This is a genomic window from Helicobacter pylori, from assembly GCF_030062585.1.
In the GTDB taxonomy this organism is placed as follows: domain Bacteria; phylum Campylobacterota; class Campylobacteria; order Campylobacterales; family Helicobacteraceae; genus Helicobacter; species Helicobacter pylori_CN.
This window is the reverse complement of the sequence record NZ_CP071935.1, coordinates 393,957-414,134: the sequence shown is the minus strand read 5'-3', so window position 1 is coordinate 414,134 and position 20,178 is coordinate 393,957. Positions and strand designations below refer to the sequence as shown.

Sequence of the window (20,178 nt, the reverse complement as noted above, 5' to 3'; positions counted from 1 at the left end):
GCGTGAATGGATGGAATGAAAAATTAAAAAGCTTTAGAGGTGCGCGTTTTTATGGGGGTTGTAGGATTTGAAAAAAAGTGAATGAAACGCTTTTTGATAAGCCTTTTTTCATTCACTTGAATTGAAAGCGGTTTTTTTGTCGTTCAATTCGTTCAGGCGGTTTTTGATTTCTTCTCTAAGGCTTAAGATAAAAGGGCTTTTTTCTTCTTCAAGCATTTTTTTAACGCTAGAATACATTTTAGAAATGCTTGAATGATCCTTTAAATCTAAAAATTGAGCGAGCGAAAGCGTGGGGTTAGGGGTATAAAGCCTGGCGAAATACACGACTAATTTTCTAGCCAGAGCGACATTTTTTTGGCGCGAAGAGACTTTGATTTCGCTGGATTTGAGATTCAAGCTTTGCGCGACAGCGAGCAAGATATTTTCCAAGCTTGAGCCTTCAGCATGATCTTTTTGCAAATCTTCTAAAACGGTTTTAGCGAGGTTCAAATCAATGGGAGCGTTCATTAAGTTCGCGTTCACGCTGATTTTAATGATCGCGCCTTCCATTTGGCGGATATTGTCGCTGATGTGTTGGGCGATGTATTCCATCACCTCTTCAGGCAAAGTGATTTGATTGAGCTGGCATTTTTGTTTGACAATGGAAAGTTTGGTTTCTAAATCAGGGGGCATGACTTTGGCGGTTATCCCCCATTCAAAGCGCGATTTTAAGCGATCTTCTAAGCCGGCGATGTTTTTAGGCGATCGGTCTGAAATCAATACGATTTGTTTGCTGTTGGCGTGCAATTCGTTGAAAGTGTGGAAAAATTCTTCTTCTAGCTTGGGTTTTCCTTGCAAAAATTGAGCGTCATCTAACAAGAAAAAGTCGCAATGGCGGTATTTTGCTTTAAAAGAATCCATGGTTTTGTTGTCTAAATGCTTTAAAAAGTCTGTCAAAAAATCTTCTGAAGTGACTAACACGACTTTTTTATGCTTTTCTAGGGCATGGTTACCGATAGCGTTTAAAATGTGCGTTTTGCCTAACCCTGTGCCGCCATAAAAAAGCACCGGGTTATAAGGGGGGGTATCGCTTTGGGCGACTTTTTTAGCGATTTCATAAACGGTGTTATTGCATGAGCCTACGACAAAATTTTCAAAAGTGTAAGAGTCTTTGACGCTCGTTTTTACCGCTTTGTAATTGATATTAGATTGGGCGCTAATTTGGATTTTAGGCGCTACTTCAATACGCACATCCACGCTATGGGCTAAATGCATGCCGACTTTATTCTGGCTTAAAATTTCTTTAAGCAACGCACCGTATTTAGCCGTAATCGTGGTGCATAAGACTTGGTTGGGGGCATAAAAAAAGGCAATATCGCTCTTGCTCGCGTTAGGGTTGTATTTGAGTTGGCTAAAGTAATTTTCATACTCTATGAGACTAACTTTTTGTTTGGCTAGCGCCAAGATTTCTTTTTCAATATTGTTGTTGGTATCCATGGCGTTATTATAGCGTGAATAAGTGGTGAATGAAAAAGGAATAACATGTGAATGAAATGTGAATGAAGCCTTAAAATTAAGGTGTTTCTTTTAAGGGTTTGTCTATAATGTTTGCTTTATAATAAGCTAATAGATGCGAAAAAAAGGATTTTCATGCTGCTTTGTGCGGGAAGGAATGAAACTTTAAAAGGGGCGGTGCCTATTGGTGTGGGTTTGATAGAGAGTGCGATTAATTTAACGAGAATGTGTTTAAAAAACCCTGATACAGAAAGCCTTATTTTTATAGGGAGCGCGGGGAGTTATAGCCCAGAAATGGAGCTTTTAAGCGTGTTTGAAAGCGTTTGCGGCTATCAAATTGAAGAGAGTTTTAGTCATTTAAACAGCTACACGCCTTTGGATAATTCCATTCACATAGAAACTAAAGAGCAGGCTCTGTTTGAAAGGGTGTGCGTCAACAGCAGTAACTATATCCACACCGGCGAAATGTTCGCTAAAAAAATGGTTCAAAAGGGCGTTTTATTAGAAAACATGGAGTTTTTTAGCGTTTTAAGCGTGGCTAAGGCGTTTTCTTTAAAGGCTAAAGGGATTTTTTGCGTGAGTAACCATGCAGGACTTAACGCGCATAAGCAATTTAAAGAAAACCACGCCAAAGTCAAACAGATTTTAGAAAACATCATTGATAGTTTAATAATTTAATAGTTTAGCTATCATGGAGCATTCTAAATTAAAGGCGATCACATGTTTGAAAAAATACGCAAGATTTTAGCGGATATTGAAGATTCGCAAAATGAAATTGAAATGCTTTTAAAATTAGCGGATTTGAGTTTGGGGGATTTCATTGAAATTAAAAGAGGGAGCATGGACATGCCAAAGGGCGTGAATGAAGCGTTTTTTACGCAATTAAGCGAAGAAGTGGAGCGATTGAAGGAGCTTATTAACGCTTTAAATAAAATCAAAAAAGGGTTATTGGTGTTTTAAATGTGCGGGATTGTAGGTTATATAGGGGATAGCGAGAAAAAATCCGTTCTTTTAGAGGGATTAAAGGAATTAGAATACAGAGGTTATGACAGCGCGGGTTTAGCCGTATTGAGCGGCAATCGTTTGGAAGTGTTTAAAACTCAAGGGAAATTAGAAAACCTTAGAACAGAGCTTAAAAATAAAGAGTTTTTAAATTTTGGCGTGAGTATCGCTCACACCAGATGGGCCACGCATGGCAAGCCAAGCAGCGCAAACGCCCACCCGCATTTTACAGAAAATTTAGCCTTAGTGCATAATGGCATCATTGAAAATTACGCAAGTTTGAAAAAAGAATTGGAAAACAAAGGGCATGCGTTTTTAAGCCAAACGGACACGGAAGTCATTGCGCATTTATTAGAAGAAACGCTTAAAAGCGAGAGCGATTTATTGAAAGCTTTTGAAAAAAGCATCAGCCTTTTAAAAGGGAGTTATGCGATTTTAATGCTCCATAAAAGGGCTAAAGAGAGCCTCTTTTACGCTAAATCTTCTTCACCTTTAGTCGTGGGTAAGGGCAAGGATGGGGTGTTTTTTGCGTCTAGTTTGAGCGTGTTAGCCCCTAAAGTGGATCAATTTGTCATTTTAGAAGAAAACAGCGTGGGGCGGATTTCTTTAGAAAATTTTAAAGATTTAAACAATATTGAAAACATGAAAGATTACGCTTTTGAGGATAAAGATTATTCTAAAGGGGATTTTAGGAATTATTTAGAAAAAGAGATTTATGAGCAGCATAGCAGTTTGCTAGAGTGTTTAGAGGGGCGCTTGGAAGCCTTGAATGTGTATTGCGAGATTGATCCTGAATTTTTAGAGAATGTGAATGAAATCACGCTGTGTTCTTGCGGGAGCAGCTACCATGCGAGTTTGGCGAGCGTGTATTTGTTTGAAAGGTTAGCCAAAATAAGAGCGAGGGCCATTTTAGCGAGCGAATACCGCTACGCCCATTTTAAAAGCAACCCTAACGAGCTTTTTATAGCGATTTCTCAAAGCGGGGAAACCGCTGACACTTTGGAGGCTTTAAAATTAGCCAAAGCCCAAGGGCTTAAAACCATTAGTTTGTGTAACGCTCCTTTTAGCATGATGAGCCGCATCAGCGATCACACGCTTTTGATTAGAGCGGGGGTAGAAAGGAGTGTGGCATCCACTAAGGCGTTTTCTTCGCAAGTGATGCTTTTATGGCTTTTGAGCGTGTATCTAGGCAAACAGCTAGGGACGATCTCTAAAGAAGAAGAAAGAATCCAGGCTAAAAACATGCTCAATAGCGTGAATGCGATGAAAGTAGAGCCTAAATTGCATGAAAAAATCAAGCGCCTATCCAAACGCTACTTGCATGGGCATGGCTTTTTTTATATCGGCCGCGATGTGTTTTACCCGCTCGCTTTAGAAGGAGCGTTAAAACTTAAAGAAATCAGCTACTTGCACGCTGAGGGGTATGCGAGCGCGGAAATGAAGCATGGGCCTATTGCGCTAGTGGATTCTAATCTTTTTACCATTGCTTTATTGTCTAAGCATCTGTTATTTGATAAAACCAAAAGCAATATTGAAGAATTGAGCGCTAGGGATTCTACGATTTGCGTGTTAAGCTCTGAAATTTTAGAAATTGCTGATGATTTTATCCAATTAGAAGAGAGCGAAAGCTACATGGAAGAATTTTTCCGCATGAATTTAGCGATGCAACTTTTAGCCTTAGAAATCGCTATGCGCCTAAATCATGATGTGGATCACCCAAGAAACTTAGCTAAAAGCGTTACTGTGGAATAAAAAGCGATTAGGAGTCAAATAATGGAAGTGATTTGTAAGCATTACACCCCTTTAGACATTGCGAGCCAAGCGATCCGCACTTGCTGGCAGAGTTTTGAATACAGCGATGATGGCGGTTGTAAGGATAAAGAACTCATCCACAGGGTGGGGAATATTTTCAGGCATTCTTCCACTTTAGAGCATCTTTATTACAATTTTGAAATCAAGGGTTTGAGCAGGGGGGCGTTGCAAGAATTGAGCCGGCATAGAATAGCGAGCTTGAGCGTGAAATCAAGCCGCTACACTTTAAGGGAATTGAAAGAAGTGGAGAGCTTTTTACCCCTTAATGAAACGAATTTAGAAAGAGCGAAAGAGTTTTTAGTGTTCGTGGATAATGAAAAAGTGGATGCAATGAGCGTTTTAGCTTTGGAAAATCTCAGGGTTTTATTGAGCGAGCATAACATTAAAAACGATTTAGCCAAATACGCCATGCCTGAAAGCTATAAAACGCATTTAGCCTATAGCATTAACGCTAGGAGTTTGCAAAACTTATTGACTTTAAGAAGCAGTAATAAAGCCTTAAAAGAAATGCAAGATTTAGCCAAAGCCTTATTTGACGCTTTACCTGGCGAGCATCAATATCTGTTTGAAGATTGTTTGAAGCATTAGATTTAAACAATACCGCTTAATAACGCTCATTCTTTAATGTTTTAAAAACGCCTTGTTTTTGTGTTTGATGAGGTGGAGTTTTAAGGGGGTTTGTTGTAGGATTTTATCACGCCCCATAAGTGGCTTTATGGGGCAAACCACATAAAGGAGCATGTTATGCCAAAGACACATAACAAACGCTCTTGGAAAACATTATACTTTGAGTTTGCTTTTTTGGGGCTTAAAGTGATCGTTTCTGTGAAACGCTGATTTTCTAAGAGCGTTCCCCTGAGTTTAAAAGCTTAGGGGTTTCCTTTATAAGCGGGTTTGTCCTTGACTTTTGGGGCGTTTTATTTGTTTAAAACCCTGATTTTAGCGCTCATTAAATCGTGGTTTAAAGCTTTTTTGATATTTTCAAATTGGCGTTTTTTGTTTTTAAGGCTAATGATTTCACTATCCAAACCGCTTAAAATGTTAGCGATAGCGGCTTGTTCGTTTAGAGGGGGTAAAAGGATTTCAAAATCTTTTAAAGTTGCCATTACGATATAAGGGGTATTACCTTCATTTCTATTTGTTTGAATATGGGATTGCAAAAACATTGTTAAAAAATATTTTACAAATATAATATGTTCGCTAAAATTATCCAACACATAGGTTCTTTGATAGGCGTTAAATTTGCCCTTATAGTAATGCACATACCCTACATACGCACCATTTCCAGAAATTAAAATTGCTTCTGTGTCAAAAGCGTATTTATCTATAAAATAATATTCTTTTGCACATGTATAAAATCTATATTTTCCATAATGAACCATTTCATTTGCATCTAATGAACCGGTTGTGATTTCGCATATATCCCCAAGTCTCACTTTTTGCCAATTTAAGGGCAGCATTAATGCGTCCATGCGTTCTATCACCCCATTAACCCCAAATCTTTCAAATGCTCTAAAACTTTTGATTCGCTCTCTTTGACTTTTTTGTCTAGTTCTAACAAGCTGTTAGAGTAGCTTGAAATGATTCCATTAAGAGCGCTAATAAAAGCGTTGGTGCGTTTTTGGATCTTGTTTTCTAGGGCGTTTTTCAAGCTGTTGAGCCATTTGTCTTTGATGATGAGATCCTTAATTTCATTGATTTCAAGGTTTTTATACTGGTGGAACGCTTTTAATTCCAGCTCCTCATAAGCTTTATTTTTCATTTTTAGCGCCTTGTTTTTAGCTTCTAGCAACTCTAAAGCGGTTTTTAGGATTTGTTTATCTTCTAAATCGGTGGCGTTTTTTAACTCTTTTTTCAAAACGTTTTCATTGATTTTCAATCCATCAAAAAGCCCCTCTTCGTTAGAATGCTCTTCTATAAATTCATCTAAAAGGGCCTCTTTTTCATTGAGGGCGTTTTCTAATTCTTCTAATTCTTTTGTTTCTTTTTCAAAAAAGCGTTGTTTGATCAAGTTTTTAGGGATTAGATCGCTTTTATAGTAGGTTTTTTGAATGACAAAATCCGGCTCCTCTAAATAATTGGCTTTTTTGTTTTTGTCTTTTAGGGGGGTTAATTTCCTTAAATTTTTAGCGCTTATAAAGCCATTGAATGAGATGAGGAACCAATCGTCTTGCAAGACTTCGTTATAGTAATCTTTGAAGAGCTGATACACGCCGTATTTGTCTAAAATTTCACCCTTTTCAAATTCTTTTAAAACCCTTGAACAAACGCTCTCTATGAGGGTTTTTGGGTTAAAACCTGGCTCTAAATGGTTAAAAGTTTCAAATAAATCCAATCGGTCAAAAACGCTTAAAACAGAAGCGTGGAAGGTTTGGTATTCTGAGCTTTGGGTGATTAATTCTTTAATGTTTTCGCATTCTGTTTTTAAAGCGTAATAACCCTCTTTATCGCTCTTTTTAAACAGCGTGTTTTTAAGCTCTTTAAACACTCTAAAATAAGGGTCGTAGGCTTTTATTTCGTTTTTGGGCAAATAACTGGCCTTGTGGCTGTTGATTAAAGCGAACAAGTCTTTTTCCAATTCTTGCTTAGAGGCAATGTAGCGCGGGATATTCAAATTATAGTCGTTAGCGCTAATTTCTTCTAGGCTCACCATTTTGGAGTAATAAGGGATTTCTTTGTAAGCGTTAAAAGTGTCTATCATTTTTTGGACATCTTGCTCCCTCAAGCGGTTTTTATTGCCGTCTTTTTTAAAATCCTTGCTCGCATCGATCATAAAAACGCCCTTTCTGGCGCGCGCGTTTTCTTTGTCTAAAACAATCACGCATGCAGGAATGGAAGTGCCATAAAAAAGATTAGGGGCTAGGCCTATCACGCCTTTAATATAGCCTTTTAATAAAAGATTTTTTCTAATCACACCCTCAGCATTCCCCCTAAATAGTACCCCATGGGGTAAAATCACTGCCCCTTTGCCTGTGTTTTTTAAGGATTTGATGATGTGGAGTAAAAAAGCGAAATCGCCGTTTTTTTCAGGGGGTGTGCCGTCTTCAAAACGATTGAAATGATCGTTAATGACTTGCTTGCTTTTAGGGTCTATAGTTAGCCCATCAGTCCAGTTTTTCAAGCTAAATGGAGGGTTAGCTACAACATAATCAAAGGTTTTTAGCATGCCATTTTCAGTAGTAAAAAGGGGGTTAGAAAGGGTGCTAGAACCCCCTTTAGCAATATCAGCAGTAGCGCTATTGTGTAAGATCATATTCATTTTACAAAGGGCTGTGGTGGAAATGTCTTTTTACCATAGATAGTTAAGCCTTTTTTGCCGGCCAAACTAGAAGCTTTTAACAATAACGAACCGCTTCCGCAAGTGGGATCATAGATGCTTTTATCCTGTCTGGTATTTTCATCAATGCCAAGCAAAAGGGATAATAGTAGCGAAACTTCGCTAGGGGTGTAAAACTGCCCTTTGGATTTACCGGATTCGCTGGCAAAATGGCGCATTAAATATTCGTATGCATCGCCCAGTAAATCATCGTCTAAAGCCCCATGCGCGCCCAAACTCAAATCCGCAAAGATTTTAACTAGATTAGAAAGGGTGTCCATCATCGCTTTACCCTCTCCAAGCTTAGTGTTATCGTTAAAATCCACGCTGTCAATCACGCCTTCTAACTCGTTTCGCTTTGCGATCTTGGCGATGATTTTATTGAGCTTGTCGCCTATTTCCTTATCGCCCTCTAAAGCGAGAATGTCTTCATAAAAACACCCTTCTGGCACTTCTATTTCGCTAAAGTTATTGTTTCTGGCTTTATCGCTGATGTATTTTAAAAAAAGCAGGTTCAAAACGTAGTTTTTATACTCGCTCGCATCCATTCCGCCCCTTAAGCTATCCGCTCCAGCCCATAAAGAGCTATACAATTCGCTTTTTTTGATCGCCATTTTAACCGCCCTATTTTGTTTTTAGGATTATAATATAAAGCGGTAAGAAGCGTTCTTAAGGGGTTTATGATGAAAACAGAAAAAGAAGTTCAAAAACAAGTCATAGAAACTTTTAAAAGCATGGGCTATGCGTATTTAGGGGATTTAACAAAGAGCGATAATGAAAACATCAATAAAGAAAGCTTGAAAGCATGGCTAATTAAAAATCAAAAAATTGAGCCTGAAAGGTGGCCTAAAATTGAGCAGAAAATCCATAACGCTTTAAAAAAACGATTTATACGAAGCGAATCAAAAATTTTACGAGCTTTTGATTTATGGCGTGAAAATTAAAATAAGCCAGAATGAAAACTTCCAAACGACTTATCTCATTGATTGGAAAGACGTTTCTAAGAATGAATTTAGCGTGGCTGAAGAAGTGAGCGTTAAAGGGTCAAACATGAAGCGGCCGGATGTGGTGCTTTATGTTAATGGGATCGCTTTAGGGGTGCTAGAATTGAAAAAATCCAGCGTGAGCGTGGAAAGCGGTATCAGGCAAAATTTAGACAACCAAAAGAAAGAATTTATTAGAGATTTTTTCAAAACGATCCAATTGGTTATGGCGGGCAATGAAAGTCAAGGGCTAAGATATGGCGTCATAGAAACTAAAGAAAAATACTACCTTTCTTGGAAAGAAGAGGGCGTTTTAAAAAATTTGTTTGAAACGATTGAATGCTTTTTAAAAAAAGAAAGGTTTTTAGAATTTATCCATGATTTTTTGATTTTTGATAAGGGGCAAAAGAAATGCGCCAGGTTCCACCAATATTTTGCAATTAAAAAAACGCAAGAATTTATCCAAAGAAAAGAAGGGGGGATTATCTGGCACACGCAAGGCAGCGGTAAGAGCTTGACTATGGTGTGGCTTACTCAATGGCTAAAAATGAATATCCAACAGCCAAGGATTTTAATCGTTACAGACAGGAGGGAATTAGACGCTCAAATTCAAGGCGTGTTTTTGGGAATAGGCGAGGATCTTTATCGCACAGACAGCAAGAAGGATTTATTGAGCGTGCTGTTTGAAAATAAGGAATTTTTGGTTGGCTCGCTTGTGCATAAGTTTGATGACAACGACTTAGAAGATTTAAAAAAACAACCTGTTTTAAAGGAATGGGTTGTTTTAGTGGATGAATGCCACAGAACCCAAAGCGCTAAATTGCATAAAGCCATGAAAAGCCTGCTCCCTAATGCGATTTTTATAGCCTTTAGCGGCACGCCTTTATTGAAACAAGATAAAAAGACAAGCCAGGAAGTGTTTGGGAATTATATCCATTGCTATAAATTTAATGAAGCCGTTAGCGATAGGGTGGTGCTAGATTTAAATTATGAAGCTAGGAGCGTGGATCAGTATGTCAGTAGCCCTGAAAAGCTAGACGAATATTTTGAATTAAAAACCCAAAACTTGAATGAGGCGGCTAAAACAGAGCTTAAAAAGAAATGGGTTAATTTGCAAAAGGTTTTTTCCACTAAAGACAGATTGGCTCGTATTGTGCAAGATATTGTATTGGATATGGCAAAACTCCCACGATTAAGGAATGGAAAGGGGAATGCCATGCTGGTGGCTGAAAGCGTGTATAACGCATGCCGGTATTTTGAACTCTTTTTAGAAACAGAATTAAAGGATAAGGTGGCTGTGATCACAAGCTATGAACCCAATATCGCTGATCTTAAAGATTGCGGGAGCGATGAGAACGAAGAGAGTTACAAATACCGCATTTATTGTAAAATGCTGCAAAACTTTTTTGATGAAAAAGATGAGAAAAAAGCCCTTAATAAAATCAAAGAGTTTGAAGAAGAAGTTAAAAAGCGTTTTATTAATGAGCCTAATAGAATGAAGCTGTTGATCGTGGTGGATAAGCTATTGACCGGTTTTGATGCGCCAAGCCTCACTTATTTATACATGGATAAGAAAATGCAAGATCATGGGCTTTTTCAAGCGGTGTGCAGGGTGAATAGATTAGATAGCGAAGATAAGGATTTTGGCTGTATCATAGACTATAAGGATTTGTTTGATAGCCTACAAGAAGCGCACAGCGATTACACCAATAAAGCGTTTGAAAACTATGAAAGAGAAGACATTCAAGGGTTTATCTCTGACAAATCCCAAAAGATTAAGAAAAGATTAGAAGAAACTAGAGATCAGTTAAAATCGCTTTGCGAAGGCGTGAAAGAGCCAAAAGATGAAGAGGATTATATCGCTTATTTTTGTGGGAGCGATTTAGAAAAAAACACTCAAAAAAGGCGGTTGTTTTACCAGCTTGTTGGCGCGTTTTTAAGAATGTTTGTGGAATTGAATAATTTAGAAAAGCCCATTTATTCTAAAGAAGAAATGCAAAAAATCAAACAAGAAGCGGAATTTTATAGGCATTTACAAAAAGCGGTTGGCTTGAGTAGTGGGGATAGCGTGGATTTAAAAAGCTATAGCGAAGACATGCGCCGGATTTTAGACGCTTACATTAAAACCACGGATAGCGAGGTGTTATTCCAAATAGAAGATCAAGGGCTGTGCGAAGTTTTAGCCCAAATGGATATTAATGATTTTAATAAGGCGTTATCTCAAGCGTTTAAAAATGAAAGCTCTATGGCAGAAAGCATCGCTAACAACACTAAAAAACGCATTATAGAAAAAGAAGCGAGCGATCCTAAGTATTACGAAAAATTATCTTCGCTTTTAAACGATTTGATTCTCCAGTTTAGGGAAAAGAAATTAACCTATTTAGAATACTTGCAACAAATCCACGACTTAGCCAAAAAAGTTATTAATAAAGAAAATAGAAATTACCCTAAAAAGATCAACACTAACGCTTTAAAAACCCTCTATGATAATTTAGATGAAGATGAAGCCTTAGCCCTAGAAATAGACGCATGCATTAGGGGTAATAAAAAAGGCGATTGGGTGGGGCATAATCAAAAAGAAAAAAACCTTAAAATCGCTTTAAGAAAAATCATAAACGATGAGGGTTTGTTAGAAAATGTTTTTAATTTAGCCAAACACATAGAGGAGTATCGCTAATGAACGCTTATTGTTTGACTTTAAATAATACCAACATCGCTATAGAAAAAAAGGATATTAAGCATTTACACATTAGCGTTTACCCTAATGACATCGTTCTAGATCCTTTCATGGGGAGCGGCACCACCGGCTTAGCGTGCAAAAATTTAGAACGGAATTTTATCGGTATAGAATCAGAAAAAGAATATTTTCAAACCGCACAAAAGCGTTTGAATCTGTTTTAAAAACGCTATTTGAATGAGATTGTGTTATAGTTATTTAAAAGGATATTTTGAATGAAAAGAATGTTAGCGGAGTTTGAAAAAATCCAAGCGATTCTAATGGCTTTCCCCCACGAGTTTGGCGACTGGGCGTATTGTATTGAAGAGGCCAGGGAGAGCTTTTTACACATCATTCAAACCATAGCCAAACATGCTAAAGTGTTAGTGTGCGTCCATACTAGCGATACTATCGGCTATGAGATGCTTAAAAACTTACCCGGTGTAGAGATCGCAAAGGTCGACACTAACGACACATGGGCTAGGGATTTTGGAGCGATCAGTATTGAAAATCAGGGCGTTTTAGAGTGCTTGGATTTTGGTTTTAATGGCTGGGGGTTAAAATACCCGTCCAATTTAGACAATCAGGTGAATTTCAAGCTCAAAAGTTTAGGGTTTTTAAAACACCCTTTAAAAACGATGCCCTATGTTTTAGAGGGTGGGAGCGTAGAAAGCGATGGGGCTGGGAGCATTTTAACCAACACCCAATGCCTGCTAGAAAAAAATCGTAACCCCCATTTGAATCAAAATGAGATAGAAAACATGCTTAAAAAGGAATTAGGGGCTAAACAAGTGCTGTGGTATTCTTATGGCTATCTCAAAGGCGATGATACCGATAGCCATACCGACACGCTCGCTCGCTTTTTGGATAAAGACACCATTGTTTATAGTGCATGCGAAGATGAAAACGATGAGCATTACACAGCCTTAAAAAAAATGCAAGAAGAATTAAAAACCTTTAAAAAACTAGACGGCACGCCTTATAAACTCATCCCCCTAGAAATCCCCAAAGCCATTTATGATGAAAACCAACAACGCTTGCCAGCGACTTATGTGAATTTTTTATTGTGCAATAACGCTTTAATCGTCCCCACTTACAACGACCCTAATGATACGCTCATTTTAGAAACCTTAAGACAACACACGCCCTTAGAAGTGGTAGGGGTTGATTGTAATACTTTAATCAAACAGCATGGGAGTTTGCATTGTGTAACGATGCAATTTTATTGAATCAAATCACGCTTTTTGGCGTGGTTCAGGGCGTGGGCATGCGCCCTTTTGTTTATACCCTAGCTCAAAAATTAGAGCTTGTAGGCTTTGCGCGTAACACCCAAGCGGCTTTAGAAATCATCTTACCCGCTCACAAAACAGAGTCTTTTTTAAACGCCCTAAAAAAAGGATTACCCCCTTTAGCGTTGGTGGAAAAAATCATTATTAGCCCTTATGATAAAACGCTCAAATTCAATGATTTTAGGATTTTAGAAAGCAAGAACCACCCTTTAAATCTGCTCAGTCAAATCCCTAAAGATTTAGGCGTGTGCAAGGATTGCTTGCACGAAATCAGAGATAAAAACTCCCCCTATTTTCATTACGCTTTCAATTCTTGCGCGAAGTGCGGGGCGAGATACAGCCTTTTAAACGCCATGCCCTATGACAGAGAAAACTCCGCCTTAAAACCTTTCAAACTCTGTGAATTTTGTGCTTCTATTTATCAAGACCATACCAATAAGCGCTTCCACATTCAAGGCATCAGCTGCAAAAAGTGCGGTATCGCGCTCAATTATAAGCGATTCAAAAATGATGACGCTCTTTTAGAATGCGCTAAAGACATTCAAAAGGGTAAAATCATCGCTCTTAAAGGTTTGGGAGGCTTTGCTCTCTTGTGCGATGCGAGGAATTTTCAAACCATAGAAAGATTACGGCTTTTAAAAAACCGCCCCTTAAAGCCTTTCGCGCTCATGTTTAAAGACTTAAAATCAGCCAAACAGCATGCGTTTTTGAACGCGTTAGAATGCGAAAGCTTAATTTCTGCAAGCGCCCCCATTCTTTTAGCGCGTAAAAAACCTGACACCCAATTAGCCCCCAATATCGCTAAAAACTCCCCCTTTTATGGCGTGATTTTGCCCTATACCCCTTTGCATGCTTTATTACTGGATTTATTAGATTTCCCTATTGTGTTCACGAGCGCGAATTTCAGCTCCCTCCCTTTAGCGAGCGATGAGGCTGAGATTGATTCCTTGAGTTTCATTTTTGATTTTAAACTCACGCATAACCGCGCTATCATTCACAGGATTGATGATAGTATCGTGCAGCGTGTGGATAATATCATTCGCCCCATGCGTTTGGCTAGGGGGTTTGCCCCCCTTTACCTCACTTTGCCTAAACGCTCTAATGGTTCGCCAAAAAAGATTTTAGCGCTTGGAGCACAACAAAAAGGGCATTTTAGCTTATTGGATAGCGAAACTTCCATTCTTTTACTCTCGCCTTTTTGTGGGGATTTGAGCGTTTTAGAAAATGAAAAACACTTTAAAGAAACTTTGAATTTTTTCTTAAAAACCTATGATTTTAAACCCACGCTCTTAGCTTGCGATAAGCACAAAAACTACACCACCACTCAAATGGCTTGTGATTTTAATACGCCCTTGTTGCAAGTCCAGCACCACCATGCCCACTTTTTAGCGAGTATCTTAGACGCATTGTTACAAGATCCGCATTTAAACCACCCCTTTATAGGTATCATCTGGGATGGGAGTGGGGCTTATGACAATAAGATTTATGGGGCGGAGTGTTTTGTGGGGGATTTGGAACGCATTGAAGAAACCGCCAGGTTTGAAGAATTTTGGCTTTTAGGGGGGCAAAAAGCGATCAAAGAGCCTAAACGCTTGGTTTTAGAAATCGCTTTAAAACACCAACTCAACAAGCTTTTAAAGCGCGTTCAAAAACATTTTAAAGAAGACGAGTTAGAAATTTTCCAACAAATGCATGACAAAAAAATTCAAAGCATCGCCACCAATTCCATAGGGCGTTTGTTTGATATAGTGGCGTTTAGTTTGGATCTAGTGGGAACGATCAGTTTTGAAGCCGAGAGCGGGCAGGTTTTAGAAAATCTAGCCCTACAAAGCGATGAGAGTGCTTTTTACCCTTTTACAATCAAAAACAGCGTGGTGGGTTTAAAAGAATTTTATCAAGCGTTTGAAAAGGATTTGGGCGTTTTAGAACCCAAACGCATCGCTAAGAAATTTTTTAACAGCCTAGTAGAAATCATTACCGCTTTGATTGCGCCTTTTAAAGAGCATGTGGTGGTGTGCAGTGGGGGCGTGTTTTGCAACCAATTGTTGTGCGAACAATTGGCCAAACGATTGAAAAAGCTTCAAAGGGAGTATTTTTTCCACAAGCATTTCCCTCCTAATGACAGCAGTATCCCTGTCGGTCAGGCCTTAATGGCGTATTTCAACCCTACAATCATCAAAAAAGGATAAAAATGGATAGCGTAACTCTAGCATGCGGGAACGGAGGGAAAGAAACAAACGCTTTGATTGAGCGGGTTTTTATGCCCTATTTAAAAGAATGGATTGTTGCGTTTGGTGAAGACGCCCCTAAATTTGAAGCTAGTGGGGAATATTGCGTGAGCACGGATAGTTTTGTCATCACGCCCTTGATTTTTAATGGGGGCGATATAGGCAAGCTTTGCGTTTGCGGGAGCGCGAATGATGTGAGCGTGCAAGGGGGCGAACCTCTATTTTTGAATATGGGTTTTATTTTAGAAGAAGGCTTAGAAATCCCTCTTTTAAAACAAATTTTACAATCCATACAAAAAGAATTATTTAAAGCCAACCTGAAACTCCTCTCCCTAGACACTAAAGTCGTGCCAAAGGGGAGCGTGGATAAGCTTTTTATCAACACAACCTGTATTGGTAAAATCATCAAGCCAGGGATTTCTTCGCGCCATTTAAAACAAGGGCAAGCCATTATCATAAGCGATACTATCGCCAATCATGGGGCAAGCTTGTTTGCGATGCGTCATGAAATCAAGCTTAAAACGAATCTAGAAAGCGATTGCCAACTGCTCTATCCCTTATTAAAACCTCTATTTTTAAGCGATCTCAAAATTTATGCTTTAAGAGATGCGACTAGGGGCGGGTTAGCGAGCGTGCTGAATGAATGGGCGAACAGCTCCAGAGTGAAAATCGTTATAGAAGAAGAAAAAATCCCCTTAAAAGAAGAAACGAAAGGGATTTGTGAGATTTTAGGGCTAGAACCCTACGCGCTAGCCAATGAGGGGGTGTTTGTTTTAGCGCTCAATCAAAAAGACGCCCCTAAAGCCTTAGAAATTTTAAAAAGTAACGAAAAAGCTAAAAACGCTTGCGTGATCGGCGGGGTGTTTGAAAACCCCTATCCTAGCGTGGTTTTAAAGAACGCATGGGGTTTTGAAAGGATTTTAGAGGTGCCAGAGGGCGAATTGTTGCCTAGGATTTGTTAACACTAAGACGCTTTTTAAAACCCTACCGCCTTTGATCTCTAAAATTTTTTAGAGATCGCCTAAGCTAAGTCTAAGTCTACTATACTCAAGCTATTTGAAAGAAAACTTACAATAAGAGAGTGTTAGTGGTGGGTTATAAAAAAGCGGGCTTGATATTAGCGGTCATTTTTGGGTTTTTTGGGTTTTTTATGGAGTGTAGTGGTAGTGAAAAACTACCAATAGACATTGAAGTAGCTTTTAGGAACCATCTTTATTGGATAGACATCATTTCAAATGTTGATAGTATCACTATATTGAGTGCAAAAATCAATCGTGGGAATTGTGCTAACAATGATGGATTTCCTTATTTCAAGATTAATAAAACGCTAAGATTTGGCGATAGCTATCAATTTTATTTACTTCCATTTAGGTGTCAGCATATAAAAGAAGTTAGCATAGAGACTGATAAAGGGACTTGGGATTTTGGAATTGGAAGAAGATAAAAACCAACTGATAATCTAAAACAGACAATACAATTTAGAAATTATTGTCATAGCCCTTTGGGAGTTTATTTTTCATGCAAAGCAAGCAGTGGTTAATCTCATAGAAAAAGCCCCCCACTTCCCCCACTCCTTAGCTCTTTATGAAAAATTAAAATACCAACACACCTTGCTTTTTGAAAACGCTTGAGATTGAGAGTAAAGCGACCAAACCCCTTTTAATGGCTCAAGTTTGTTTGAAGCGAATTGATAATTACAATATCGTAAAATCGCTAGCCTGACGCCTAATAGCGGAGCGTTTTTATAGCCCCATAAAAGCCTTGATTTTATTTCAAACCCTCTAAAAGTTTCAAATAATACTCATAAGCTTCTTTGATGCCCTGCTCTAAAGGGATTTCTAATTCCCATTTTAAAGCCTTTTGTTTGGAAATATCCATAAGTTTTTGCTGCATGCCCACTGGTTTGGATAAATCCTTAACAAACACGCCCTTATAATCTAAAACCTGAGCGACTTTTTCGTAATACTCTTCAATGCTGTAATCCACTCCAGAGCCAACATTCATCACGCTAGGGATTGAAGCGATATTCTCATAAGCTAGGGCAATGAACCTGGCTAAATCTTTAGCGTTTAGATATTCTCTTCTGGCCGTGCCATCGCCCCACATCGCAAACTCTTTTTCATTTTTTAATTTAGCGGCGTGCATCCTAGAAATAAGCCCTGGTATCATGTGCGCTATTTTTTCTTCAAACTTGTCAAACTCGCCATAAAGGTTGCAAGGCACTAAGGTTTTATAAAAAACGCCCTTTTCAGCACTCACATACTCGCAATACTTCATCACGGAGAGTTTGGCTAAAGCGTATCCTTCGTTCGTTGGCTCTAAAGAGCCGTTCAACAAATCGCTCTCTTTTAAAGGGTTAGGGGCGAATTTAGGATAAGCGCAAGAGCTCGCTAGATTAATGGCTTTTTTCACGCCCGAATCTAAAGCGCTAGAAAAGAGGTACAAGCCCATGAGTAAATTCTCAACCATGTAAGTTGAAAGATCGTTCATGTTCGCCACAATGCCCCCCACTCTCCCGGCGCAATGGATAATGCCTGTAGGCTTGTATTCTTTCAAATAGGCTTGAACGTTGTCCTTATCCAACAAATACAATTCGCTCTTTTTAGGGGTGAGTAGAGTAACATCAGGCTTGTTTTTTTTAAAATACAACGCCGTGTTCTGCCCCACCATGCCATAAGCGCCGGTGATTAAAATAATCTCATTCATAAAAATTCCTTAAAATATAACCCCCCTCTTGCAAGTAAAGGTTTTTCTGGCATTCTTTTAAATCGTATTCTAACATGTCCTTAACCAACTCTTTTAAATCGTATTCCCTAACCCAGCCTAGCTCTTTCTCAGCCTTAGTGGGATCGCCTAAAAGCAAATCCACTTCAGTAGGCCTGAAATAGCGTTCATCTATACGCACCACGATTTGGCCTGCTTTTAAATGGCTTAAATTTAATTGTAAAGCGTTCGCTCTTTTTTCATCAATGCTTTTAATCAAACCGATTTCTTTAATCCCTGTATTTTGAAATTCTAAACCAATGCCGATAAATTCAAAGCTCATTTTCACAAAATCGCGCACGCTCGTGGTCTTTCCTGTGGCGATCACATAATCTTGTGGGGTGGGCGCTTGGAGCATTAAATGCATCATTTTCACGTAATCTTTGGCATGCCCCCAGTCTCTTTTAGCGTCTAAATTCCCTAAATACAAGCAATCCGTTAAGTTATACGCTATCGCGCTAGCGGCTCGTGTGATTTTACGGGTTACAAAAGTTTCGCCCCTTACCCTACTTTCATGGTTAAAAAGAATGCCATTAACCGCAAACAAGTTATAAGCCTCTCTGTAATTTTTGGTGATGTAAAAGGCATACATTTTAGCGACCGCATAGGGACTTCGTGGGTTAAAGGGGGTGTTTTCATTTTGCGGGGTTTCTAAGACTTCACCATACAATTCGCTCGTGCTGGCTTGATAAAAGCGTGTTTTATTTTCTAAGCCTAAAATCCGCACGGCCTCTAAAATCCTTAGCGTGCCAATACCATCAGCGTTAGCGGTGTATTCTGGGGTTTCAAAAGAGACTTTCACATGGCTTTGAGCGGCTAGATTATAAATCTCTGTAGGCTTAGTGGTAGCGATTAAATGGATGAGATTAGAGCTGTCGGTCATATCCCCATAATGCAAGAAAAAACGCCTTTTATGATCGCTATGCAAATCTTCATACAGATGATCGATCCTAGAAGTGTTGATGCTAGAAGAACGCCTTTTTAACCCATGCACTTCATAACCCAAATTCAGCAAGTATTCAGCCAGATAGCTCCCATCTTGCCCGGTAACCCCGGTGATTAAAGCGATTTTTTCCTTCATTATTGTTCCTTTATTAAATTTCCTTTATTAGGCGTTTTGATTCTGCCTGTTAAAATCGTCATCAACCCTTACAATATCGTCTTCGCCGACATACTCGCCCACTTGAACTTCTATGATGATTAAAGGGATTTTGCCGTAATTAGCCAGGCGGTGTAGGGTGTTTTTAGGGATATAAGTGGACTCATTAGCTTGCAATTCAAACGATTGATGATCCAACTCCACGCTCGCCATCCCGCTAATCACCACCCAGTGTTCGCTCCTGTGGAAATGCTTTTGCAAAGAAAGCCTGGCGTTAGGTTTGACTTCTAAAATCTTAACCTTGTAACACCCGCTCTCATGCAAGACTTCATAACTCCCCCAAGGGCGATACACTTTAGTGTGCGTTTGCAGCAATTCTTGGTTGTCTGTTTCTATCTCGTTCACTAAAGCCTTTAAATCTTTAGCCTTGTCTTTATGAGCGATTAAAAGAGTGTCTTTAGTGTCAATGATGGCTAAATCCTCAACGCCTAAAAGAGCGCTCACTTTATGAGAAAACACTAAATTATTTCCGCTTTCTTTGGCAAAAATGGGCGTTTGATTCAGGCTGACATTTTCTTTAGGCTCGTTAGCCGCTTCTTCAAAAAGAGCGTTAAAATTCCCTAAATCGCTCCACTTGGCGTTTAATCCTACCATTTTGATTTTGTGGCTTTGCTGCATTAAAGCAATATCCACGCTCACGTCTTCTAAATCTTGCATGCTCTTTTCGCTCAAACGAGCGATCTTTTGTTCAAAAAAATGCGTGTTTTCTAACGATTCAAACGCTCTTTCACACCCCTTTAAAATAGTAGGGGCATGCTTTTTTAGTTCGTCTAAAAAAACGCCCGCTTGGAAAACAAACATGCCGCTATTGAAATAAAAACCCCCGCTTTTTTGAAACTCTATCGCTTTTTCTAGGCTTGGCTTTTCAATGAATCGCTTGACATCTAGAGCGTTAGGGCTTTCAATATACCCAAACTCCGTATTAGGCTTGTCAATACTTACGCCAAAAGTGACTAAAAAACCTTTTTGGGCTAAATTAATCGCTTTTTTGATTGCATTTTCATACGCTTGAAAATCTTTAATCAAATGATCGCTTGGCGTAACGATGAGTAAATCTTCCCTCTCGCTCATTAAAGCGCTCAAACTAATGGCGTTAGCGGTGTTTTTACTCAAGCTCTCTAATAAAAAACCCACGCTTTTGTTTTTAATTTCATTCTCTATTTCTTCTAGGGCTAAAAAATAATGCTTTTCATTGCACACAATGAGCGTTTCATCTACTAAGGAAGCGTTTCTTTTAAAACTCAATTCAAACAAGCTTTTATGGTCAAAAAGCTTTAAAAATTGCTTAGGGTATAGGCTACGGCTTAAAGGCCATAAGCGCTTGCCGCTCCCCCCACTCAGTAAGATATTTTTAATTTTCATGGGTTTTCTTGTTAGGCTCTCTTTTGTTTTTTAGGGTTATTATAGCGTTTTTAA

At 38.8% G+C, this 20,178-nt stretch carries 14 protein-coding genes and 4 pseudogenes; 12 read left to right on the top strand and 6 right to left on the bottom strand.

Annotated elements, in window-relative coordinates:
* Positions 1 to 108 precede the first annotated feature (108 nt).
* Positions 109 to 1,476: a chromosomal replication initiator protein DnaA gene (gene dnaA / locus J5F42_RS01985; RefSeq protein WP_283491461.1), complete on the bottom strand. Its 1,368-nt coding sequence runs from the start codon at positions 1,474 to 1,476 to the stop codon at positions 109 to 111.
* A gap of 153 nt (positions 1,477 to 1,629) precedes the next feature.
* Between dnaA and J5F42_RS01980 the strand changes: the two genes are divergently transcribed.
* The 5 genes from J5F42_RS01980 (at position 1,630) to aapA3 (ending at position 5,145) form a co-directional block, all read left to right on the top strand.
* Positions 1,630 to 2,172, top strand: coding sequence for a phosphorylase family protein (locus J5F42_RS01980; protein WP_283491460.1), 543 nt, complete (start codon positions 1,630 to 1,632; stop codon positions 2,170 to 2,172).
* Between the two features lie 42 nt (positions 2,173 to 2,214).
* Positions 2,215 to 2,454 (top strand): DUF2443 domain-containing protein, encoded by a 240-nt coding sequence (locus J5F42_RS01975; RefSeq protein ID WP_000461832.1) that lies wholly within the window; start codon positions 2,215 to 2,217, stop codon positions 2,452 to 2,454.
* A complete protein-coding gene (gene glmS / locus J5F42_RS01970; RefSeq protein ID WP_283491459.1) occupies positions 2,455 to 4,248 on the top strand; it encodes a glutamine--fructose-6-phosphate transaminase (isomerizing) in 1,794 nt (597 codons plus the stop codon). It abuts the gene before it with no gap.
* A 21-nt stretch (positions 4,249 to 4,269) separates the two neighbouring features.
* Positions 4,270 to 4,896: an FAD-dependent thymidylate synthase gene (gene thyX / locus J5F42_RS01965; RefSeq protein ID WP_000451917.1), complete on the top strand. Its 627-nt coding sequence runs from the start codon at positions 4,270 to 4,272 to the stop codon at positions 4,894 to 4,896.
* 156 nt (positions 4,897 to 5,052) lie between these two features.
* A complete protein-coding gene (gene aapA3 / locus J5F42_RS08000; RefSeq protein ID WP_001126950.1) occupies positions 5,053 to 5,145 on the top strand; it encodes a hypothetical protein in 93 nt (30 codons plus the stop codon).
* Between the two features lie 80 nt (positions 5,146 to 5,225).
* Here aapA3 and J5F42_RS01960 read toward each other — a convergent pair.
* Together J5F42_RS01960 and J5F42_RS01955 are read right to left on the bottom strand one after the other, a co-directional pair.
* Positions 5,226 to 5,753 (bottom strand): annotated as a pseudogene (locus tag J5F42_RS01960) (restriction endonuclease subunit S); the annotation flags it as partial.
* Between the two features lie 35 nt (positions 5,754 to 5,788).
* A pseudogene (locus tag J5F42_RS01955) lies at positions 5,789 to 8,238 on the bottom strand (type I restriction-modification system subunit M).
* 66 nt (positions 8,239 to 8,304) lie between these two features.
* Here J5F42_RS01955 and J5F42_RS01950 point away from each other — a divergent pair.
* The 7 genes and pseudogenes from J5F42_RS01950 to J5F42_RS01920 all read left to right on the top strand — a co-directional run.
* Positions 8,305 to 11,284: pseudogene (locus J5F42_RS01950) on the top strand (type I restriction endonuclease subunit R).
* Positions 11,284 to 11,508, top strand: coding sequence for a DNA methyltransferase (locus tag J5F42_RS01945; RefSeq protein ID WP_283491458.1), 225 nt, complete (start codon positions 11,284 to 11,286; stop codon positions 11,506 to 11,508). Before J5F42_RS01950 ends, J5F42_RS01945 begins: the two are co-directional and overlap by 1 nt.
* Positions 11,509 to 11,559: 51 nt before the next feature.
* Positions 11,560 to 12,552, top strand: coding sequence for an agmatine deiminase family protein (locus J5F42_RS01940; RefSeq protein WP_283491457.1), 993 nt, complete (start codon positions 11,560 to 11,562; stop codon positions 12,550 to 12,552).
* Entirely contained in the window at positions 12,549 to 14,801 is a 2,253-nt protein-coding gene (gene hypF, locus J5F42_RS01935) for a carbamoyltransferase HypF (protein WP_283491599.1), read from the top strand. The genes J5F42_RS01940 and hypF overlap by 4 nt, the downstream gene beginning before the upstream one ends.
* Positions 14,802 to 14,803: 2 nt before the next feature.
* Positions 14,804 to 15,802, top strand: coding sequence for a hydrogenase expression/formation protein HypE (gene hypE / locus J5F42_RS01930; RefSeq protein WP_283491456.1), 999 nt, complete (start codon positions 14,804 to 14,806; stop codon positions 15,800 to 15,802).
* A 188-nt stretch (positions 15,803 to 15,990) separates the two neighbouring features.
* Complete coding sequence (locus J5F42_RS01925) at positions 15,991 to 16,284, top strand: hypothetical protein (RefSeq protein WP_283491598.1); 294 nt, start codon at positions 15,991 to 15,993, stop codon at positions 16,282 to 16,284.
* An 88-nt stretch (positions 16,285 to 16,372) separates the two neighbouring features.
* Positions 16,373 to 16,585: pseudogene (locus J5F42_RS01920) on the top strand (anthranilate synthase component I); the annotation flags it as partial.
* Positions 16,586 to 16,607: 22 nt separating this feature from the next.
* Here J5F42_RS01920 and J5F42_RS01915 read toward each other — a convergent pair.
* Genes J5F42_RS01915 through J5F42_RS01905 form a run of 3 tightly spaced genes read right to left on the bottom strand, consistent with a single transcriptional unit; the run spans position 16,608 to position 20,124 of the window.
* The gene (locus tag J5F42_RS01915; RefSeq protein ID WP_078262517.1) at positions 16,608 to 17,546 is read right to left on the bottom strand and encodes a GDP-L-fucose synthase family protein; all 939 of its coding nucleotides are present in this window, start codon (positions 17,544 to 17,546) and stop codon (positions 16,608 to 16,610) included.
* Positions 17,539 to 18,684 carry a GDP-mannose 4,6-dehydratase gene (gmd, locus tag J5F42_RS01910; protein WP_097556117.1) on the bottom strand — a complete coding sequence of 382 codons (1,146 nt, stop codon included), beginning with the start codon at positions 18,682 to 18,684 and terminating at the stop codon, positions 17,539 to 17,541. Before gmd ends, J5F42_RS01915 begins: the two co-directional genes overlap by 8 nt.
* A gap of 27 nt (positions 18,685 to 18,711) precedes the next feature.
* Complete coding sequence (locus tag J5F42_RS01905; protein WP_097699073.1) at positions 18,712 to 20,124, bottom strand: mannose-1-phosphate guanylyltransferase/mannose-6-phosphate isomerase; 1,413 nt, start codon at positions 20,122 to 20,124, stop codon at positions 18,712 to 18,714.
* Positions 20,125 to 20,178: the final 54 nt, after the last annotated feature.